16 protein-coding genes and 2 tRNA genes are annotated in these 18087 nt (G+C 67.0%); 16 read left to right on the forward strand and 2 right to left on the reverse strand.

The features are described 5' to 3' along the window. Positions 1–50 precede the first annotated feature (50 nt). A tRNA-Val gene (locus B2X67_RS07680) sits at positions 51–126 on the forward strand. Positions 127–139: 13 nt separating this feature from the next. Continuing rightward, a tRNA-Asp gene (locus tag B2X67_RS07685) sits at positions 140–216 on the forward strand. Positions 217–340: 124 nt separating this feature from the next. Here the strand turns inward: B2X67_RS07685 and B2X67_RS07690 are convergent. Beyond that, positions 341–532: a hypothetical protein gene (locus tag B2X67_RS07690; RefSeq protein ID WP_282338769.1), complete on the reverse strand. Its 192-nt coding sequence runs from the start codon at positions 530–532 to the stop codon at positions 341–343. Between the two features lie 9 nt (positions 533–541). Next, positions 542–1972 (reverse strand): cytochrome-c oxidase, cbb3-type subunit I, encoded by a 1431-nt coding sequence (ccoN, locus tag B2X67_RS07695; protein ID WP_286785121.1) that lies wholly within the window; start codon positions 1970–1972, stop codon positions 542–544. A gap of 319 nt (positions 1973–2291) precedes the next feature. Here ccoN and B2X67_RS07700 point away from each other — a divergent pair, with 319 nt between their 5' ends. The 14 genes from B2X67_RS07700 (at position 2292) to B2X67_RS07765 (ending at position 18086) form a co-directional block, all read left to right on the forward strand. Then, positions 2292–3962, forward strand: coding sequence for a nitrite/sulfite reductase (locus tag B2X67_RS07700; protein ID WP_286785122.1), 1671 nt, complete (start codon positions 2292–2294; stop codon positions 3960–3962). After that, positions 3959–4471: a DUF934 domain-containing protein gene (locus B2X67_RS07705; RefSeq protein ID WP_286785123.1), complete on the forward strand. Its 513-nt coding sequence runs from the start codon at positions 3959–3961 to the stop codon at positions 4469–4471. Before B2X67_RS07700 ends, B2X67_RS07705 begins: the two co-directional genes overlap by 4 nt. A gap of 9 nt (positions 4472–4480) precedes the next feature. Further along, positions 4481–4843 carry a CidA/LrgA family protein gene (locus tag B2X67_RS07710; protein WP_090231529.1) on the forward strand — a complete coding sequence of 121 codons (363 nt, stop codon included), beginning with the start codon at positions 4481–4483 and terminating at the stop codon, positions 4841–4843. Next, entirely contained in the window at positions 4840–5553 is a 714-nt protein-coding gene (locus B2X67_RS07715) for an LrgB family protein (protein ID WP_286785124.1), read from the forward strand. Before B2X67_RS07710 ends, B2X67_RS07715 begins: the two co-directional genes overlap by 4 nt. A 272-nt stretch (positions 5554–5825) precedes the next feature. Next, the gene (locus B2X67_RS07720) at positions 5826–6965 is read left to right on the forward strand and encodes a transporter substrate-binding protein (protein ID WP_286785125.1); all 1140 of its coding nucleotides are present in this window, start codon (positions 5826–5828) and stop codon (positions 6963–6965) included. Further along, positions 6962–7558, forward strand: a complete 597-nt coding sequence (locus B2X67_RS07725; protein ID WP_282338780.1) for an ANTAR domain-containing response regulator — start codon at positions 6962–6964, stop codon at positions 7556–7558. The genes B2X67_RS07720 and B2X67_RS07725 overlap by 4 nt, the downstream gene beginning before the upstream one ends. Continuing rightward, a complete protein-coding gene (locus tag B2X67_RS07730; protein WP_090231533.1) occupies positions 7555–8403 on the forward strand; it encodes an ABC transporter permease in 849 nt (282 codons plus the stop codon). The genes B2X67_RS07725 and B2X67_RS07730 overlap by 4 nt, the downstream gene beginning before the upstream one ends. Next, complete coding sequence (locus B2X67_RS07735) at positions 8403–9329, forward strand: ABC transporter permease (protein ID WP_286785126.1); 927 nt, start codon at positions 8403–8405, stop codon at positions 9327–9329. The genes B2X67_RS07730 and B2X67_RS07735 overlap by 1 nt, the downstream gene beginning before the upstream one ends. Positions 9330–9390: 61 nt before the next feature. Continuing rightward, positions 9391–10998, forward strand: a complete 1608-nt coding sequence (locus B2X67_RS07740) for an ABC transporter substrate-binding protein (RefSeq protein WP_286785127.1) — start codon at positions 9391–9393, stop codon at positions 10996–10998. Position 10999: 1 nt separating this feature from the next. Next, entirely contained in the window at positions 11000–11947 is a 948-nt protein-coding gene (locus B2X67_RS07745) for an acetamidase/formamidase family protein (protein ID WP_286785128.1), read from the forward strand. Positions 11948–12098: 151 nt separating this feature from the next. Next, positions 12099–13832: an ABC transporter ATP-binding protein gene (locus B2X67_RS07750; protein ID WP_286785129.1), complete on the forward strand. Its 1734-nt coding sequence runs from the start codon at positions 12099–12101 to the stop codon at positions 13830–13832. Positions 13833–13988: 156 nt separating this feature from the next. Continuing rightward, positions 13989–14513 carry a sigma-70 family RNA polymerase sigma factor gene (locus B2X67_RS07755; RefSeq protein ID WP_286785130.1) on the forward strand — a complete coding sequence of 175 codons (525 nt, stop codon included), beginning with the start codon at positions 13989–13991 and terminating at the stop codon, positions 14511–14513. A 5-nt stretch (positions 14514–14518) separates the two neighbouring features. Then, positions 14519–15502 carry a FecR domain-containing protein gene (locus B2X67_RS07760; RefSeq protein ID WP_282338786.1) on the forward strand — a complete coding sequence of 328 codons (984 nt, stop codon included), beginning with the start codon at positions 14519–14521 and terminating at the stop codon, positions 15500–15502. A 121-nt stretch (positions 15503–15623) separates the two neighbouring features. Beyond that, a complete protein-coding gene (locus B2X67_RS07765; RefSeq protein WP_376747756.1) occupies positions 15624–18086 on the forward strand; it encodes a TonB-dependent siderophore receptor in 2463 nt (820 codons plus the stop codon). Position 18087 lies beyond the last annotated feature (1 nt).

An 18087-nucleotide genomic window follows, 5' to 3' on the forward strand; every position in this document is an offset into this window, starting at 1 on the left:
CTTGCCAAGGTAGGGATGCCTCTCTAGAATGCGCCCCACTTCGAGAGCAAGGGTGATTAGCTCAGCTGGGAGAGCATCTGCCTTACAAGCAGAGGGTCGGCGGTTCGATCCCGTCATCACCCACCACTCGAGGTAATGCGCAGCGGTAGTTCAGTCGGTTAGAATACCGGCCTGTCACGCCGGGGGTCGCGGGTTCGAGTCCCGTCCGCTGCGCCATATTCGCTTCAAGGCCCACTGAACACCTTGAAGCTACGAGAAAGCGGCCATTGGCCGCTTTTTTCGTTTCTGCCTTGCGCAAACTCCTTTCTTCTCGCGCCGGCCTCGTGAGCCAGGCGCTTCGTTACCTGCGCTCTTTCCCGTGTTCGCGTTCGCGGCTGGCCTGCCAGCGCATGCGCTGTTGCAGGTATGGATCATCGGCGAACGGCAGCTGCGTCGCCTCGTCGATGTCTTCGGCGCTGCGGCCGCGCAGGCTGAGCTGCACCGCCAGGTAGAACAGCGTCAGTACCGCCAGGCTCCACAGCCATTCCGTCATGGTTGCTCCTCAGGCCGAATGGGCGAAGGCGTCGACCCGCTCGGGCGATGCGCCGCGCACGGTACGCCAGACGTTATAGGCCATCAGCAGCATGCCACTGAGGAAGAACAGCCCGCCGGCCATGCGCACGATGAAGCCCGGATGGCTGGCCTGCAGCGCCTCGACGAAGGAGTAGGTGAGGGTGCCGTCCTCGTTCACCGCGCGCCACATCAGGCCCTGGGTGATGCCGTTGACCCACATCGAAGCGATGTAGAGCACCGTGCCGATGGTGGCCAGCCAGAAGTGCAGGTTGATCAGCGCCGTGCTGTGCATGCCGACGCGGCCGTAGACCCGCGGGATCAGGTGATACAGCGAGCCGAAGGTGATCATCGCCACCCAGCCGAGCGCGCCGGCATGCACGTGACCGATGGTCCAGTCGGTGTAGTGGGAGAGGGCGTTGACGGTCTTGATCGCCATCATCGGACCCTCGAAGGTGGACATCCCGTAGAACGCCAGCGAGACCACGAGGAAGCGCAGGATCGGGTCGGTGCGCAACTTATGCCAGGAGCCGGAGAGCGTCATCATCCCGTTGATCATGCCGCCCCAGCTCGGCGCCAGGAGGATGATCGACATCGCCATGCCCAGGCTCTGCGCCCAGTCCGGCAACGCGGTGTAGTGAAGGTGGTGCGGGCCGGCCCAGATGTACAGGCTGATCAGCGCCCAGAAATGCACGATGGACAGCCGGTACGAGTACACAGGGCGGCCGGTCTGCTTGGGGACGAAGTAGTACATCATCCCGAGGAAACCGGTGGTGAGGAAGAACCCCACCGCGTTGTGCCCGTACCACCACTGCACCATCGCGTCGGTGGCGCCGGCGTAGAGCGAGTAGGACTTGAACGCGCTCACCGGAATCGCCGCGTGGTTAACGATGTGCAGCATCGCGATGACCAGGATGAAGGCGCCGAAGAACCAGTTGCCGACGTACAGGTGCGGCGTGGTGCGGCGCACCAGGGTGGTGAAGAAGACCACCGCGTAGGCGACCCAGACGATGGCCATCCACACCGCGCCGGTGAACTCGATTTCCGCGTATTCCTTGGTGGTGGTCAGGCCCTGCGGCAGCGTGACCAGCAGGATCACGATCACCGCCTGCCAGCCCCAGAAGGTGAAGCTCGCCAGGCCGTCGGAAAACAGCCGCACCTGGCAGGTGCGCTGTACTGCGTAGTAGCTCGCAGCGAACTGCGCGCTGCCGGCGAAGCCGAAGATCACCAGGCTGGTGTGCAGCGGGCGCAGGCGGCCGAAGCTCAGCCATGGCGTGTCGAAGTTCAGCTCCGGCCAGACCAGCTGCGAGGCGATGAAAACGCCCAGCGCCATGCCGAGCACGCCCCAGACGACGGTCGCCACCGCGAACTGGCGGACGACCCTGTAGTTGTAAGCCTGTGGGGCGGATGTGGCGGCATGCATGGCGGGACCTTTCTGCGAGCTGGCCTCTCGGGGCCGATGGGGCGCCAATGTAGAAAGATCGCGGCTGACTAAACAGACTCAGATAAATCATCGAAATACGGATCAGATGATTGGGCGAAAGTCGCTGCCGGGATGGATCGTCAAATCGAGTCTGCTCATCAGAGTGGCACTGTCATTTTTCATCTGATCCGCTTTTTTCAGGTTTATCTGCCGCTGTTTTATCGTTCGCCGGCGCAGGCATAGTCACGTTCCCACCGCCCGAGGCCGCGCAGCCGTTCTGCCGGCGTCGCGTGTGGTGCGTGCAGCGAGGATGCTCAGGATGTACCTGTACGACGACTATGACCGGGCGCTGGTCCACGAACGCGTGGCGCAGTTTCGCGACCAGGTGGCGCGCCGACTCGAGGGCGAGCTGAGCGAGGAGGAGTTCCTTCCGCTGCGCCTGCAGAACGGCCTGTACCTGCAGAAGCATGCCTACATGCTGCGCGTGGCGATTCCCTACGGCACGCTGTCGGCCACGCAGTTGCGCACGCTGGCGCTGATCGCCCGGCGTTACGACCGTGGCTACGGGCACTTCACCACGCGGCAGAACATCCAGTTCAACTGGATCGAGCTGGCGCAGACGCCGGACATCCTGCAGCACCTCGCCGAAGTCGACATGCACGCCATCCAGACCTCCGGCAACTGCGTGCGCAACATCACCACCGAGGCTTTCGCCGGCGTCGCCGCCGACGAGATCATCGACCCGCGCCCGCTGGCGGAAATCCTTCGCCAGTGGTCGACGGTGAACCCCGAATTCCTCTTCCTGCCGCGCAAGTTCAAGATCGCCCTGTGCTCGTCGCTGGAGGATCGCGCGGCGATCCGCATGCACGACATCGGCTTCTACGTCTATCGCGGTGCCGACGGCGAAATGCTCCTGCGGGTGATGGTCGGCGGCGGCCTCGGGCGCACCCCGATCCTCAGCCAGCCGATTCGCGAGGCGCTGCCCTGGCGCCACCTGCTGTCCTATGTCGAAGCCGTGCTGCGGGTCTACAACCGCCACGGCCGGCGCGACAACAAGTACAAGGCGCGGATCAAGATCCTGGTCAAAGCGCTGGGCATCGAGGCGTTCGCCGAGGAAGTCGAGCGCGAGTGGCAGCAGATCAAGGACGGCCCGGCCGAGCTGACCGACGCCGAATACCAGCGCGTCGCGCGCTCGTTCCGCACGCCGGAGTACCAGCCGCTGGGCGGCGTCGATCTGGCCTTCGGCACGCAACTGGCGAGCGATCCGGCGTTCGCCCGCTGGGTCGAGCACAACGTCCGCCCGCACAAGGTGCCGGGTTACGCGTCCGTGGTGCTGTCGACCAAGCCCGGCGCGGCGGCGCCACCGGGGGATGTCTACGCGGCGCAGATGGAGGCCGTGGCGGACTGGTCGGAGCGCTTCGGCTTCGCGGAAATCCGCATCGCCCACGAGCAGAACCTGGTGTTGCCCGACGTGCGCAAGCGCGACCTGCACGCCCTCTGGCTGCTGGCGCGCGAAGCGGGCCTGGCGACGCCCAACGTCGGCCTGCTCAGCGACGTGATCGCCTGTCCGGGCGGCGACTACTGCTCGTTGGCCAACGCCAAGTCGATCCCGGTGGCGCAGGCGATCCAGAAGCGTTTCGAGGACCTCGACTACCTGCACGACATCGGCGAGATCAGCCTGAACATCTCCGGCTGCATGAACGCCTGCGGCCACCACCACATCGGCAACATCGGCATCCTCGGCGTCGACAAGAACGGCAGCGAGTGGTACCAGGTCACCCTCGGCGGCGCCCAGGGCCGGGAGGCCGCGCTGGGCAAGGTGATCGGCCCGTCGTTTGACGCGGCGGACATTCCCGAGGTGATCGAGAAGGTGGTCGGCACCTACCTCGCCTACCGCGAGAGCGAAGAGCGCTTCGTCGATACCCTGGAGCGCATCGGTCTGGAGCCGTTCAAGGAATGCGTCTACCGGCAACGGGCGGTGCCGGCATGAACAACCTGATCCGGCTGGTCGAGGGCCAGCCCCGCGTGAGCGACGACGATCCCTGGCAACTGCTGCGCGAAATCCCGGCGACGTGGCCTTCCGGGCGGCTGATCCTGCCGCTGGCCGACTGGCGCGCGGCGCAGGACGAGGCGGTGCTGCGGGGCGAGCGCTTCAGCCTGCAGGGCCTGTGGCTGGCGCCCGACGACGAGGTCGAGGTGCTGCAGCCCTGGCTGGCGGTGCTGCCGCTGATCGCCATAGACTTCCCCAGCTTCCGCGACGGACGCGGCTACAGTCAGGCGTACCTGTTGCGCACGCGCCTGGGCTGGAGCGGCGAACTGCGCGCGATCGGCGATGTGCTGCGCGACCAGCTCGCGCACATGCGCCAGTGCGGTTTCGACGCCTTCGCCGTGCGCGAGGACAAGTCGGCGCAGGATGCACTCAAGGGACTGGCCGGGATGAGCGTGCTCTACGGCCGCTCCGCCATCGAACCCCGGCCGCTGTTCCGCCGCCGTGATTGAGGATTGCCCATGCTGCTAAGAGGCCTGACCTGGCTGGTGCTGCTGCAACTGCTCGGCAGTGCGTTGAACGCCCTGCTGTTACCGGCGCTGCCGGGGCCGATCATCGGCATGTTGCTGCTGTTCGCCCTGCTGTTGCTGCGCGGCGAGGTGGGCGAGCCGCTGAACCAGGCGGCCAGCGGGCTGCTGCTGTACCTGCCGTTGCTGCTGGTGCCGGCCGCGGCGGGAATCGTCGACAGCGGCAGCGTGCTGCTCGGCAACCTGCTGGCGATCTCGGCGGCGCTGGTGATCTCGCTGCTGATCACGGTGCCGTTCTGCGGCTGGCTGATGCAGCGCCTGACGCGGCGCCTGGAGCAGCGCGAGGAATCGCGATGAGCGCCGTCGACTGGTACGCCGCCAGCCGCGCGGTGATCGGCCATCCGCTGTTCTCCCTGGTGCTGACCCTGATCGCCTTCCAGCTGGCCCACGCGCTGTACCGGCGCAGCGGCTGGCTGGTGCTGCAGCCGGTGATGGTCTCGGTGATCCTGGTGGTCGGCGCGTTGCTGGCCTGCGGCATCGACTATGCCGACTACCGTGCCGGCGCCGCGCCGCTGGCGATTCTTGTCGGCCCGGCGACGGTGGCCCTGGCGGTGCCGCTGTATCGCAACCTGCGGCGCATCCGCCTGTTGTTCTGGCCGATCCTGATCACCGTGCTGGTCGGCGGCAGCCTGACGGTGGCGCTGACGCTGGCGATCGCCTGGCTGCTGGGCGCCGACCTGTCGGTGATGATGAGCCTGGCGCCGCGTTCGGCGACCATGCCGATCGCCATGCTGGTGGCCGAGCAACTGGGCGGCAACGCCTCGCTGGCGGCGGTGCTGGTGATGCTCACCGGCGTCGTCGGCACCGCGCTGGGGCCGACGCTGCTGCGCTGGGCGGGCGTCGATCACCCGGCCGCGCGCGGCCTGAGCTACGGCATCAACGCCCACGCCATCGGCACCGCCCGAGCGCTGGAGGAGGGCGAGGAGTGCGGCGCCTTCTCCGCGTTGGCGATGAGCCTGGTGGGCATCCTCATCGCGCTGCTGTTGCCGCTGCTGCGTTTCTATTGATCGGCGCCTCCTGACGGCGCATCGCCCGGGTCGCTGCGCCATACTGGTGCAGGCTGGCGGTGCTGGCGCACCGTTGCCGACGGCCAACGCCAGGAATCACGCCGGGTGTGACAACCTGGCACGTATCTTTCTAGTATCTTTCTATAGTGATCGCAAAGCAGGGCCTCCGGCCTGTCAGCCTTTAACCCACAAGCGCCTCGATGCGCACAGGTAACGAAGCCTGAACGACTGTCCCCCGACGGTCGTTCAGGTTTTTTTTTGCGGAGCGAAACATGCGCGGCACAGTGACCTTCGGCGCCCTGTTGTCCACCAGCGGCACCTACCGGCACATGGGGCGGAACGCCCTGGCGGGAATCGAACACGCGGTCGACGAGATCAACCGGAGCCAGGCGTTTGATTTCGACCTGCGCCTGCGCCATCTCAACCCCGAGGGACGCCTGGAGCGCTACGCCGAGGCGCTCGGCGAACTGCATCGCGAAGGCCTCCGCCATGTGTTCGGGCCGATCACCTCGGCCAGTCGCAAGGAGCTGATTCCCGACCTCGAACAGCGTGGCACGCTGCTCTGGTACCCGTGCCCCTACGAAGGCTTCGAGAGCAGCGAGAACGTCCTCTACCTCGGCGGTTGCCCGAACCAGACGCTGATCCCGTTGCTGCGCCACGCGTTGCAGGCGTTCGGCAGGCAGGCCTACCTGATCGGCTCGAACTACGTGTGGGGCTGGGAGAGCAACCGCATCGCCCGCGAAGTGCTCGGCGTGGCGCAGGGCGAGGTGCTGGGCGAGAAGTACTTCCACCTGGGCGAAACCCACTTCGCCGAGGTGGTCGAGGCGCTGCTGCAGGCGCCGCCGGCGTTCATCCTCAACAACCTGGTCGGCGACTCGTCGCACGCCTTCCTCCGCCAGCTGGACGCCGCCTGCCTGGCCCGCGGCCTGAACCTGCCGGTGCTGAGCTGCAACCTCACCGAGGGCGAGCTGGTCGGGGTCGGCGAGATGCGCGCGCTGCGGCTGCTCTCCTGCGGACCGTTCTTCGAGGAGGTCGACCCGGCCTTCAGCCAGCGCCAGCGCCGTTTGCACGGGCTGCACCCGTATTCGCACTACTACGCCTGCGCCTACGCCGCCGTGCACCTCTTCGCCGAGGCCTGCCAGCGCAGCGGCGACGACACCCCGGAGGCGGTCTGTCAGGCGCTCTACGCGGCGCCGGTGGCGACCATTCTCGGCGAGCTGCGGATCGCCGCGCAGAACAACCATGCCTGCCTGCCCAGCTACATCGCCGAACTCAAGGGCAAACGTTTCTCCGTCCTGGAGGCCGAAACCCTGATGCAGGAGGCCGATCCGTACCTCACCGCGACCGATCTCGAACCGTTTCGCGCAGCGCCCGGCACGGCGCTGCGCCCGCACCTGAGGATCATCCGATGAGCCTGAGCAAACGCCCGTCATTCGGCAGCGCGAGCCTGCTGCTGGTGGATTGCGACGAACGCAGCCTGGCCGCGCTGCAGAAGAGCCTGCAGCGTCTGGGCATCGCCTCGCAGGCACTGCAGGCCGACGCGCCGCAGGCGCTGGAGCAGGTCCTCGCGCTGGTGGTCGAGCTGGACCACTTCGCCAGCCCGCGCATCGTCGAGCAGGCCAACGCCGCCGGCCTGCCGATCATCGCCCTGACCCAGCACGAGACGCTGTCGCAGATCCAGCGCGCGCTGGAGCTGGGCGCCACGGCGATGCTCAACAAGCCGATCACCCAGGGCTCGGTGTACACCACGCTGATGATGGCCATCGGGCTGCGCCAGCGCCTTGCCGCCGAACAGCAGCGCAGCCGTTCGCTGGCCGAGAAAGTGGCCAGCCGGCGCCTGGTGGCGCAGGCCCTGGCGCGGCTGATGGTCGAGGGGGAGCTGGACGAGAACCGCGCCTACGAGCACCTCCGCAAGCTGTCCATGGAGCTCAATCGCAGCCTCGAGGACATCTGCGCCGAGCTGGTCGGCGCCGCCATTGCTAACCGCCACGAGGGGCGTTCATGAGTACGCTGAAAACCCTGCTGCGACGGCCGTCGGTGGCGATCTCGCTGCTGTTTATCGTCGCCGTGGTGCTGCTGGCGATCTTCGCCCCCTGGGCTGCGCCCTTCGACCCGTCCGAACAGTTCATCGAGGGTCTGTCGCTGGAAGGCGCGCCGCTGCCGCCGGACGCCACCTACCGCATGGGCACCGACCTGCTCGGGCGCGACCTGCTTTCGCGGCTGCTCTACGGCGCGCGCACCTCGCTGTTCATCGGCCTGCTGGCGAACGGCATCGCCGTGCTGATCGGCACCCTGGTCGGGCTGACCGCCGGTTTCGTCCGCGGCTGGCTGGGCAGCGTGCTGATGCGCTTCACCGACCTGATGATGGCCTTCCCGGCGCTGCTGCTGGCGATCGCCCTGGCGGCGATCTTCCAACCCAGCGTATGGATCGTCGCGCTGGTGATCGCCATGGTGAACTGGGTGCAGATCGCCCGGGTGATCTATTCCGAGACCGTGGCGCTGGCCGCGCGGGACTTCGTCGAGGTCGAGCGCACCCTGGGCGCCAGCCGCCTGCGCATCCTCTTCTCGCACCTGCTGCCGCATCTGCTGCCGACCATCCTGGTCTGGGCCACGCTGGGGATTTCCACCACCGTGCTGCTGGAAGCCACGCTGTCGTTCCTCGGCGTCGGCGTGCAACCGCCCACGCCGAGCTGGGGCAACATCATCTTCGAGAGCCAGACCTACTTCACCTCGGCGCCATGGCTGGTGCTGTTCCCCGGCGCGGCCATCGTCGCGTTGTCGCTGGCGTTCAACCTGGTCGGCGATGCGCTGCGCGATGCCCTCGACCCGACCCTCAAGGGGAGAAGCTGATGTTCGCCTTCGTCGCCCGCCGCGTCGTCTATTCGATCCTGATCCTGCTCGGCGTCACGCTGATCACTTACCTGCTGCTGTTCATGCTGCCGGCCGACCCAGCGAGGCAGATCGCCGGGCGCAGCGCCACGCCGGAGATCGTCGCCAACATCCGTCACCAGCTGGGCCTCGACCTGCCGTTCTACCAGCAGTACTTCCAGTACCTCAAAGGCCTGCTGCACGGCGACCTCGGGCGCTCGTTCATCCAGCGCTCGCAGGTTTCCGAGCTGATCGGCGCGCGGCTGGTGCCCTCGCTGCAACTGATGGGCCTGGGCATCGCCTTCGAACTGCTGATCGGCATCGGCCTGGGCATCGTCGCCGCGCTCAGGCGCGACAGCTTCATCGACCGCCTACTGATGGCCTTTTCCTTCGTCGGCGTGTCCTCGCCCCAGTTCATCGCGGCGATGCTGTTTCTCTACTTCTTCGCCGTGCGCCTGGACTGGTTCCCCATGGGCGGCTACGGCGAGTTCCGTCACATCCTGCTGCCGGCGCTGACCCTGGGCATCCTCGGCAGCGGCTGGTACTCGCGGATGGTGCGCTCCTCGATGATCGAGGTGCTCCACCAGGACTTCATCCGCACCGCGCGGGCCAAGGGCCTGAGCCGGGTGCGCGTGGTGTTCCGCCATGTGCTGCCGAACGCCATCGTGCCGGTGATCCCGATGGTCGGCATCGACATCGGCATCTTCATGGGCGGGCTGGTGGTGGTCGAGTCGGTGTTCGGCTGGCCGGGCATCGGCCAGCTCGCCTGGCAGGCGATCCAGCAGGTGGACATCCCGGTGATCGTCGGCGTGACCACCGTGTCCGCGGTGGCCATCGTCCTCGGCAACCTGCTGGCCGACCTGATGATCCCGCTGGTCGACCCGCGAATCGATGTGAAGAAGCACTGAGTTACTTCCGTCTGCCTCGTTTGGCGGGCGTCCTTTTGAACGAGAAGAGAGGCTGCAGCACATGAAACGCAAGGCACTTTCCCTGGCCATCGCCGCCACCCTGTTCGCCGGCAACCTGCTGGCCGCCGAGCCTCAGCATGGCGGCGAAGCGGTCGTCACCTACCAGAACGACGTCGCCACCCTCGATCCGGCCATCGGCTACGACTGGCAGAACTGGTCGATGATCAAGAGCCTCTTCGACCGCCTGATGGACTACAAGCCGGGCACCACCGAACTGGTCCCGGCGCTGGCCGAGAGCCACACGGTCTCCGACGACGGCACCGAGTACACCTTCGTCATGAAGAAGGGCGTGAAATTCCACAACGGCCGCGAGATGAAGGCCGCCGACGTGAAGTACTCGCTGGAACGCACCGTCAATCCGAAGACCCAGAGCCCGGGCGCCGGCTTCTTCTCCTCCATCGTCGGCTACGAGGACGTCACCGGCGGCAAGAGCGAGACGCTGGCCGGCGTGACGACGCCCGACGACTACACGGTGAAGATCAAGCTGAGCCAGCCAAACGCCACCTTCCTGCACATCATGGCGATCAACTTCGCCTCGGTGGTACCGAAGGAAGCCGTCGAGAAGTGGGGCGCCGACTTCGGCAAGCACCCGGTCGGCTCCGGCGCCTTCGAGCTGCAGGAGTGGAAGCTCGGCCAGCAACTGATCTTCAAGAAGAACCCCAACTACTACCGCAGCGGCGTGCCCTATCTCGACGGCATCCGCTTCGAGATCGGCCAGGACCCGACCGTGGCGCTGCTGCGTCTGCAGAAGGGCGAGGTGGACATCGCCGGCGACGGCGTGCCGCCCGCGCAGTTCCTGCAGTTCAAGAACGACCCGAAACAGAAGGGCCTGGTGGTCACCGGCGACCAGCTGCAGACCGGCTACCTGACGCTGAAGACCACGCTGCCACCGTTCGACAACCTCAAGGTTCGCCAGGCGGTGAACATGGCGATCAGCAAGGACCGCGTTGTGCGCCTGATCAACGGCCGGGCGAAGCCGGCCAACCAGCCGCTGCCGCCGGCGATGCCCGGCTACGACTCCGGCTTCAAGGGTTATCCCTACGACGTCGAAGGCGCGAAGAAGCTGCTCGCCGAGGCCGGTTTCGAGAAGGGCTTCGACACCGAGCTGTACGTGATGAACACCGACCCGCAGCCGCGCATCGCCCAGTCGATCCAGCAGGACCTGGCGAAGATCGGTATCCGCGCGCAGATCAAGTCGCTGGCCCAGGCCAACGTGATCGCCGCCGGCAGCGAGAAGGACCAGGCACCGATGGTCTGGTCCGGCGGCATGGCCTGGATCGCCGACTTCCCGGACCCGTCGAACTTCTACGGGCCGATCCTCGGCTGCGAAGGCGCGGTCTCCGGCGGCTGGAACTGGGCGCTGTACTGCAACAAGGCGCTCGACGCCGAAGCCAAGCGCGCCGACTCGATGGCCAAGCCCGAGCAGCAGGCCGAGCGCATCGCGCTGTGGAGCAAGGTGTTCACCGACGTGATGGCCGACGCGCCCTGGGTGCCGATCTTCAACGAACAACGCTTCACCGTGCGTTCGGCGCGGATGGGCGGCGACGACGCGCTGTACGTCGACCCGGTGCACGTGCCGGTCAACTACGACTACATCGGGGTGAAGTGAGATGTGCAACAACTGCCTGATCAAGACCATCCACAGCGTGCACAGCCACTTCGGCTGGGACAACGCCTTCGAGCCCGTCGCGCGCGTCGCGCCGGGCAGCGAGCTGCAGTTCGAGTGCCGTGATTCCTCGGCCGGCTACTTCACCCCGCAATCGAAGGTCGCCGATGTGGCGAGCATGCCGTTCGACCGGATCAACCCGGTGACCGGGCCGATCTTCGTCGAGGGCGCGCAACCGGGTGACGTGCTCAAGGTGACCATCGACAGCTTCAAGCCCTGCGGCTTCGGCTGGACGGCGAACATCCCCGGTTTCGGGCTGCTCGCCGACCAGTTCACCGAGCCGGCCCTGGCCTTGTGGAACTACGACGCCGAGGGCCTCGCGCCCGCGGCGTTCGGCCAGTTCGCCAAGGTGCCGCTGAAGCCGTTCGCCGGCACCATCGGCGTCGCTCCGGCGGCGCCGGGCCTGCATTCGGTGGTGCCGCCGCGGCGCGTCGGCGGCAACCTGGACATTCGCGACCTGGCCGCCGGCACCACGCTGTACCTGCCGGTGGAAGTGGAGGGCGCGCTGTTCTCCATGGGCGACACCCACGCCGCGCAGGGCGATGGCGAGGTCTGCGGCACGGCCATCGAGTCGGCCATGGACGTGGTGGTCAAGCTCGACCTGATCAAGTCCACGCCGCTGGCGATGCCGCGCTTCAGCACGCCGGGGCCGGTCACCCGGCACCTGGACAGCGCCGGCTACGAAGCCTTCACCGGTATCGGCCCGGACCTCATGGAGGCGGCGCGCCAGGCCGTCGCCGGCACCGTCGACTGGCTCTGCCGCGAACACGGCATGCCGGCCGAACAGGCCTACATGCTCTGCTCGGTGTGCGGCGATCTGCGCATCAGCGAAGTGGTCGACCTGCCGAACTGGGTGGTGTCCTTCTACTTCCCGAAAGTGGTGTTCAACTGAGCGGCTACAAAATGGCTGCGCTCGGCAATACGGCGTTGAAATGGCCTTCAAAATGCTCATTGACTGCACGTCAACTGCGCTTTTTCAGGCCATTTCGCCTTGTCTTGCCTTCGCTCGCCGATCTTGTAGCTGCTCCTCGAAGGAGGGTGGGATGACCGCCGAAACCATGCGACCGCTGCTGTCGGTCGAGCGACTGTCCATCGACTTCGGGCCCCGGCGCGTGGTCAGCGAGCTGAGCTTCGCCCTGCACGCCGGCAAGACGCTGTGCATCGCCGGCGAATCCGGCAGCGGCAAGTCGCTGACCTCGCTGGCGATCATGGGCCTGCTGCCGAAGGCCGCCAGCGTGCCGAGCGGCGCGATCCTCTTCGAGGGGCGCGACCTGCTCGGCTGCTCCGACCGGCAGATGCAGGAACTGCGCGGCAAGGACATCGGCATGATCTTCCAGGAGCCGATGACCTCGCTGAACCCGCTGATGACGGTCGGCCGGCAGTTGCAGGAGACGGTGCGCCGGCACGAGGCGCTGAGCGGCCAGGAAACCCGCGCACGGGCCCGGCAGATGCTCGACGCGGTGCGCGTGCCGCAGGTCGACAAGCGCCTCGCGCAGTACCCGCACGAGCTGTCCGGCGGCATGCGCCAGCGCGTGATGATCGCCATGGCGATGCTCTGCAAGCCGCGCGTGCTGATCGCCGACGAGCCGACCACCGCGCTCGACGTGACCATCCAGGCGCAGATTCTCGAGCTGATGCGCGAGCTGCAGGCGCAGTTCGGCACCACGCTGCTGATGATCACTCACGACATGGGCGTGGTCGCCGAGATGGCCGATGAAGTGGTGGTGATGAACCAGGGATTGATGGAGGAGCGCGCCGAGGTGCGTAGCCTGTTCGCCACACCGCAGGCCGCCTACACGCGCAAGCTGCTGGCGGCGGTGCCGGTGCTCGGCAGCGCCGGATTGCCGGAGTCGCGCGAGGATCGCCCGGTGGTGCTCGAGGTGGACAACCTGCAGGTGCGCTTCCCGCTGCGCGGCGGCTGGTTCGAGCCGGCGCGCAACGTGCACGCGGTGGAGAACGTCAGCTTCCGCCTGCGCCAGGGCGAAACCCTGGGCATCGTCGGCGAGAGCGGCTGTGGCAAGTCCACCACCGGCAAGGCGCTGCTCAGCATGCTGCCCTTCGAGGGCAGCGTGAAGCTGCTCGGCCGCGAGCTGAACGGCATCGGCGGCGAGGCGCTGCGCGAGGTGCGCCAGGACATCCAGATGATCTTCCAGGACCCCTACGCCTCCCTGAACCCGCGCAAGACGATCCTCGACCTGGTCGGCGAGCCGCTGCTGATCCACGGCAAGGGCGACCGTCAGCAACGCCATGCGCGGGTCGCCGAGCTGCTGGAGCAGGTCGGCCTCCCGGCAGAGGCGATGCAGCGCTACCCGCACATGTTCTCCGGCGGCCAGCGCCAGCGCATCTGCATCGCCCGCGCCCTGGCGTTGAACCCGAAGGTGATCGTCGCCGACGAATCGGTCTCGGCCCTCGACGTGTCGGTGCAGGCCCAGGTGCTGGAACTGCTCGAACGCCTGCAGCGCGAGCACGACCTCAGCTACCTGTTCATCTCCCACGACATGGCGGTGGTGGAGCGCATCTGCCATCGGGTGGCGGTGATGTTCTGCGGGCAGATCGTCGAGATCGGCCGTCGCGACCAGGTGCTCGGCAACCCGCAGCATCCTTACACCCAGCGCCTGCTGTCGGCGGTGCCGATCCCGGACGTCGACCAGCGCCGCGACTTCAAGGCGCTGCTGCGGGAAATCCAGGTGCCCGACCCGATCAAGCCCAAGGGCTACGTCGCGCCGCCGCAGCAGTACCGGCAGCAGGACGTGGATCACCTGGTGGCGGTGGGCTGAAACCTTCAACGTCCGGATGAACGAGGCGGCGGTGACCGGAAAGGCACCGCCGCCTTTTTCGTCATGGTTTGCCGGAATCGCATCGCTTCGGGTACATTTGAAATTAATTCTCATCCGCACCTTAGGCGCATTGCGCCGGACATTACCGTGCTCTCGATGCCCCCGATGCCTGGTTCAACGCCGCAGTCGCTCTATCTCAGCCATTCGCGCTGGCTCCACGGTTTTCTCCGGCGCCGTCTCGGCAATGCCTTCGATGCGGCCGACCTGGTGCAGGACACCTTCGTCCGCGTGATGCTGCGGCCGGGCACCTTCGACGGCAGCAGCGGCGAGCGTTCCTATCTCGCGACCATCGCTCGCGGCCTGTGCATCGATCACTGGCGTCGCCGCCAGCTCGAAGAGGCCTGGCTGGAAAGCCAGGCGGGTCGCTCCGAGCACCTGCAAGGCTCGCCCGAGCAACGCGCGCTGATCGTCGAAACCCTGCACGAGGTGGACGCCATGCTGCTGCGCCTGCCGGCCAGGGTGCGCCAGGCGTTCCTGCTGGCGCAGCTCGACGGCATGCCGTACCGGCTGATCGCCGTGGAGCTGGGCGTGTCCGAGCGCATGGTGAAGAAGTACCTGGCTCAGGCCTTCCTGCACTGCGCGTTGCTGGAAGCCGAGCTGGACGGGCTGTTGATCGAATGACCGCCATGCACAGCCCCGACGGCAAACTCAGCCACGCCAGCCTGCAGCAGGCGGCGCAGTGGTACGTCGCGCTGCACGACGAGAACGGCGGCGCGCAGCTGCGCGAGCAATGGCAGCGCTGGCTCGACCAGCACGCCGAGCATCGCGACGCCTGGCGCTACGTCGAGCGGGTCGGCCAGCGTTTCGCGCCGTTGCAGGGGGAGGGCGCGCGGGAGTCCAGCGGGGTCTTGCGGCGCGTCGGCGATCCTGCCCGCCTGGGTCGTCGCCAGGGGCTGAAGACGCTGATGATCCTCGCCAGCGGCTCGCTGCTGGGCTGGGGCGCCTGGCGCGGCACGCCGCTGCCGAGGCTGGTCACCGCGTGGGGCGCGGACTTCGCCACCGGTGTCGGCGAAACCCGCGAAACCCTGCTGGCGGACGGTTCGCACCTCTGGCTCGGTGCGCTGAGCGCCATCGACGCCGACTTCAGCGCCGAGCGGCGTCTGCTGCGCATGCACTTCGGCGAAGTCCTGGTGGATACCGCGAAGGACCCGCAGCGTCCGTTCTTCGTGGATACCGAGCATGGCCGGCTGCGTGCGCTGGGTACGCGCTTCGCGGTGCGCCAGCTGGGCGAGACGACGCGGCTGAATGTCTACCAGGGCGCGGTGGAAGTGCACACCGCCGCCAGCGGCGCGACGAGCATCGTCGGTGCCGGGCAGCGGGTCGAATTCAGCGCCGCGGCGATCGGCGCCCCGGCCCCCGCGTTGAGTGCCGGCGAATCCTGGATTCGCCACGTGCTGACCGCCGAGGACATGCCGCTGGGGCAACTGGTGCAGGAGCTGTCGCGCTATCGCCACGGCCACTTGGGCTGCAACCCGGCCGTCGCCGGGTTGCCGGTGATGGGTGCCTTCCCGCTCAACGATACCGACCAGGCGCTGCGCCTCATCGCGGCGGCGCTGCCGGTTCGGCTGGAGTGGATGACGCCCTGGTGGGGCAGCCTCGAGCCCGCCTGAGCGCCTGTTCACACCCTCCGGCGCCGGCCCGCCGAAAATAAAACCGCCGCGTCGGTTCCCCTTTTCGAGGTTCGTCCGGTTTACAGGAAAACCTCGACAATCGAACGCTTCAGGGGACCCCATGCACTTGCCTGCTCATCTAGCCCGCCGCTTTGCTCTGCGGCCCATGGCGCTCGCCGTCGCGCTACCGGTTCTGGCCGGCTCACCGCTGCTTCTGGCCACCACCCAGGTTCAGGCGCAAACCACCCAGGACGCCGCCAGCGAACGCCAGTACGCCATCGGTGCGGGCTCGCTGAGCGCCGCGCTCAACCAGTTCAGCAGTCAGGCCGGCATCTACCTGGTCGGGCACAACGACCTCACCGCCGGCAAGATCAGCCCCGGGCTGAATGGCCACTACAGCGTGCCGGAGGCTCTGGCCCGTCTGCTGCAGAACAGTGGCCTCCAGGCGCTGCCGCAGGCCAGCGGCGGCTATGTGCTGCAGCCGATTGCGCCCAGCGGCGTGATCCAGCTGGCGCCAGCGACCGTGACCGGAGCCGGTATCGGTTCGGGTGGCATGTCCGGGGACAGCGGCTACCGGGCGACCCTGAGCAACGCCGGCAGCAAGACCGGCACGCCGCTCGCGGAAACCCCGCGCTCGATCTCGGTGGTCACCCGCCAGCGCATGGAGGACCAGAAATCCCAGACCCTGACCGAGGTGCTCGGCTACGTGCCGGGCATCTTCGCGCCGCCGTTCGCCGCCGGTGACGGACTCGCTGGCGACCTGTTCTACATCCGCGGCTTCCTCGCCACCGACTTCGGCTACGGCCTGCTGCGCGACGGCCTGCGCGTGCAGGGCAACCGCTACGACACCACCAGCGAGCCCTACGGCCTGGAGCGCACCGAGGTCTTCCGCGGCCCGACCTCCATCCTCTACGGCGAAAACACGCCGGGCGGCGTGGTCAACCTGGTCAGCAAGAAACCGACCGCAACCCCGCAGGGCGAGGCCCAGCTCAGCTACGGCAGCAACAACCGCCGGCAACTGGGCGTGGATGTCTCCGGCCCGCTGACCGACGAGGGCAACATCCTCGGCCGCATCGTGATGCTCGGTCGCAACGCCGACACCCAGGTCGACCAGGTGCCGGACGATCGCCTCTACATCGCGCCCTCGCTGACCCTGAACTTCGACGACAGCACCGCGCTGACCCTGCTGTCGAGCTACCAGCGCGACCGTACCAAGCTGGAACTGGGCTATCCCGCCGCCGGCACGCTGCTGGACAACCCCAGCGGCAAGATCGACAAGGACGCCTTCCTCGGCAATCCGTACTGGGACAATTTCGAGCGCGAAAGCTGGTCGCTGGGCTACGAGTTCAGCCACCAATTCAACGACACCTGGGCATTCCGCCAGAACTCGCGCTACATGCAGTCGCGCATCGACCGACAGGAAACCTGGCCGGGCAACCTGAACAACGGCGGTTTCGGCACCACGCTCGTCAACACGGCCTACGACCGCTACAACAAATCCATGGTCTACTCGCTGGACAACCAGTTCGAGGGGCATTTCAACGCCGGCGAGTTCGAGCACACCGTGCTGATGGGCGCGAGCTTCGATCGTACTTCGTTCAACCAGAACTGGGAGGCGGGCCTTGGCGGCTCCATCGACATCTTCGGTCCGGTCTACAGCGGCAAGCCGGTGATGCAGTTTGCCGTCCAGAACGCTCTGCTGGAGCAGCAGATGTACGGCGTCTACGGCCAGCTGCAGAGCAAGTACGACCGCTGGATATTCCTCTTCGGCGGCCGCCAGGACTACGTCAACAGCCAGTACCGCAACCGTGCGGGCACACTCAACAGTGCGGCCGATTTCGACTACTGGGACCACGACTTCACCTGGCAGACCGGCCTGATGTACCAGTTCGACAATGGCCTCACGCCCTATGTCAGCTATTCGACGTCCTTCGTTCCCACCCAGCAGGTGTTCAGCAACGGCTCGCCCCTGGAACCAACCACCAGCCGCCAGTACGAAGTGGGCGTGAAGTACGAGCCGAAGGGCTGGAACACCGCCTTCACCGCCTCCGTCTACGACCTGGTGAAAGAAGACGACGTGATCGCCGACGCCAGCACCGGCGGCTACCGCCAGGTCGGCGAAAGCCGCTCCAAGGGCGTGGAGCTGGAGATGAACAGCGACCTCAACGAGAACCTCAACCTGGTGGCGTCCTACTCCTACACCGATGCGCGCATCACCAAGGACAGCCCCGGCTCGCTGCTGGAGGACCACCAGATGACCGGCGTGCCGCGCAACCAGGCGTCGGTCTGGGCCACCTACCGCTTCCTCGACGGCGCGCTCAAGGGCTTCCACATCGGCGGCGGCGTGCGCCATTTCGACAGCACCTTCGCCTACACCGCGGCGTCGCTGTACGGCACCCTGGATACCGGCGACGTGACCCTGGTGGACGCGCTCGTGGGCTACCGCATCGACGAGCACTGGTCCGCCGAGGTCAACGCGAAGAACCTCTTCGACCAGGAGTACGTGACCGGCTGCAACAACGCCGGGCGCTGCTACTGGGGCGAGGAGCGCACGCTGCTCGGCACGGTGTCGTTCAACTGGTGAG

It is taken from the genome of Pseudomonas sp. UBA3153, from assembly GCF_002364635.1.
GTDB classification, from domain to species: domain Bacteria; phylum Pseudomonadota; class Gammaproteobacteria; order Pseudomonadales; family Pseudomonadaceae; genus Pseudomonas_O; species Pseudomonas_O kuykendallii.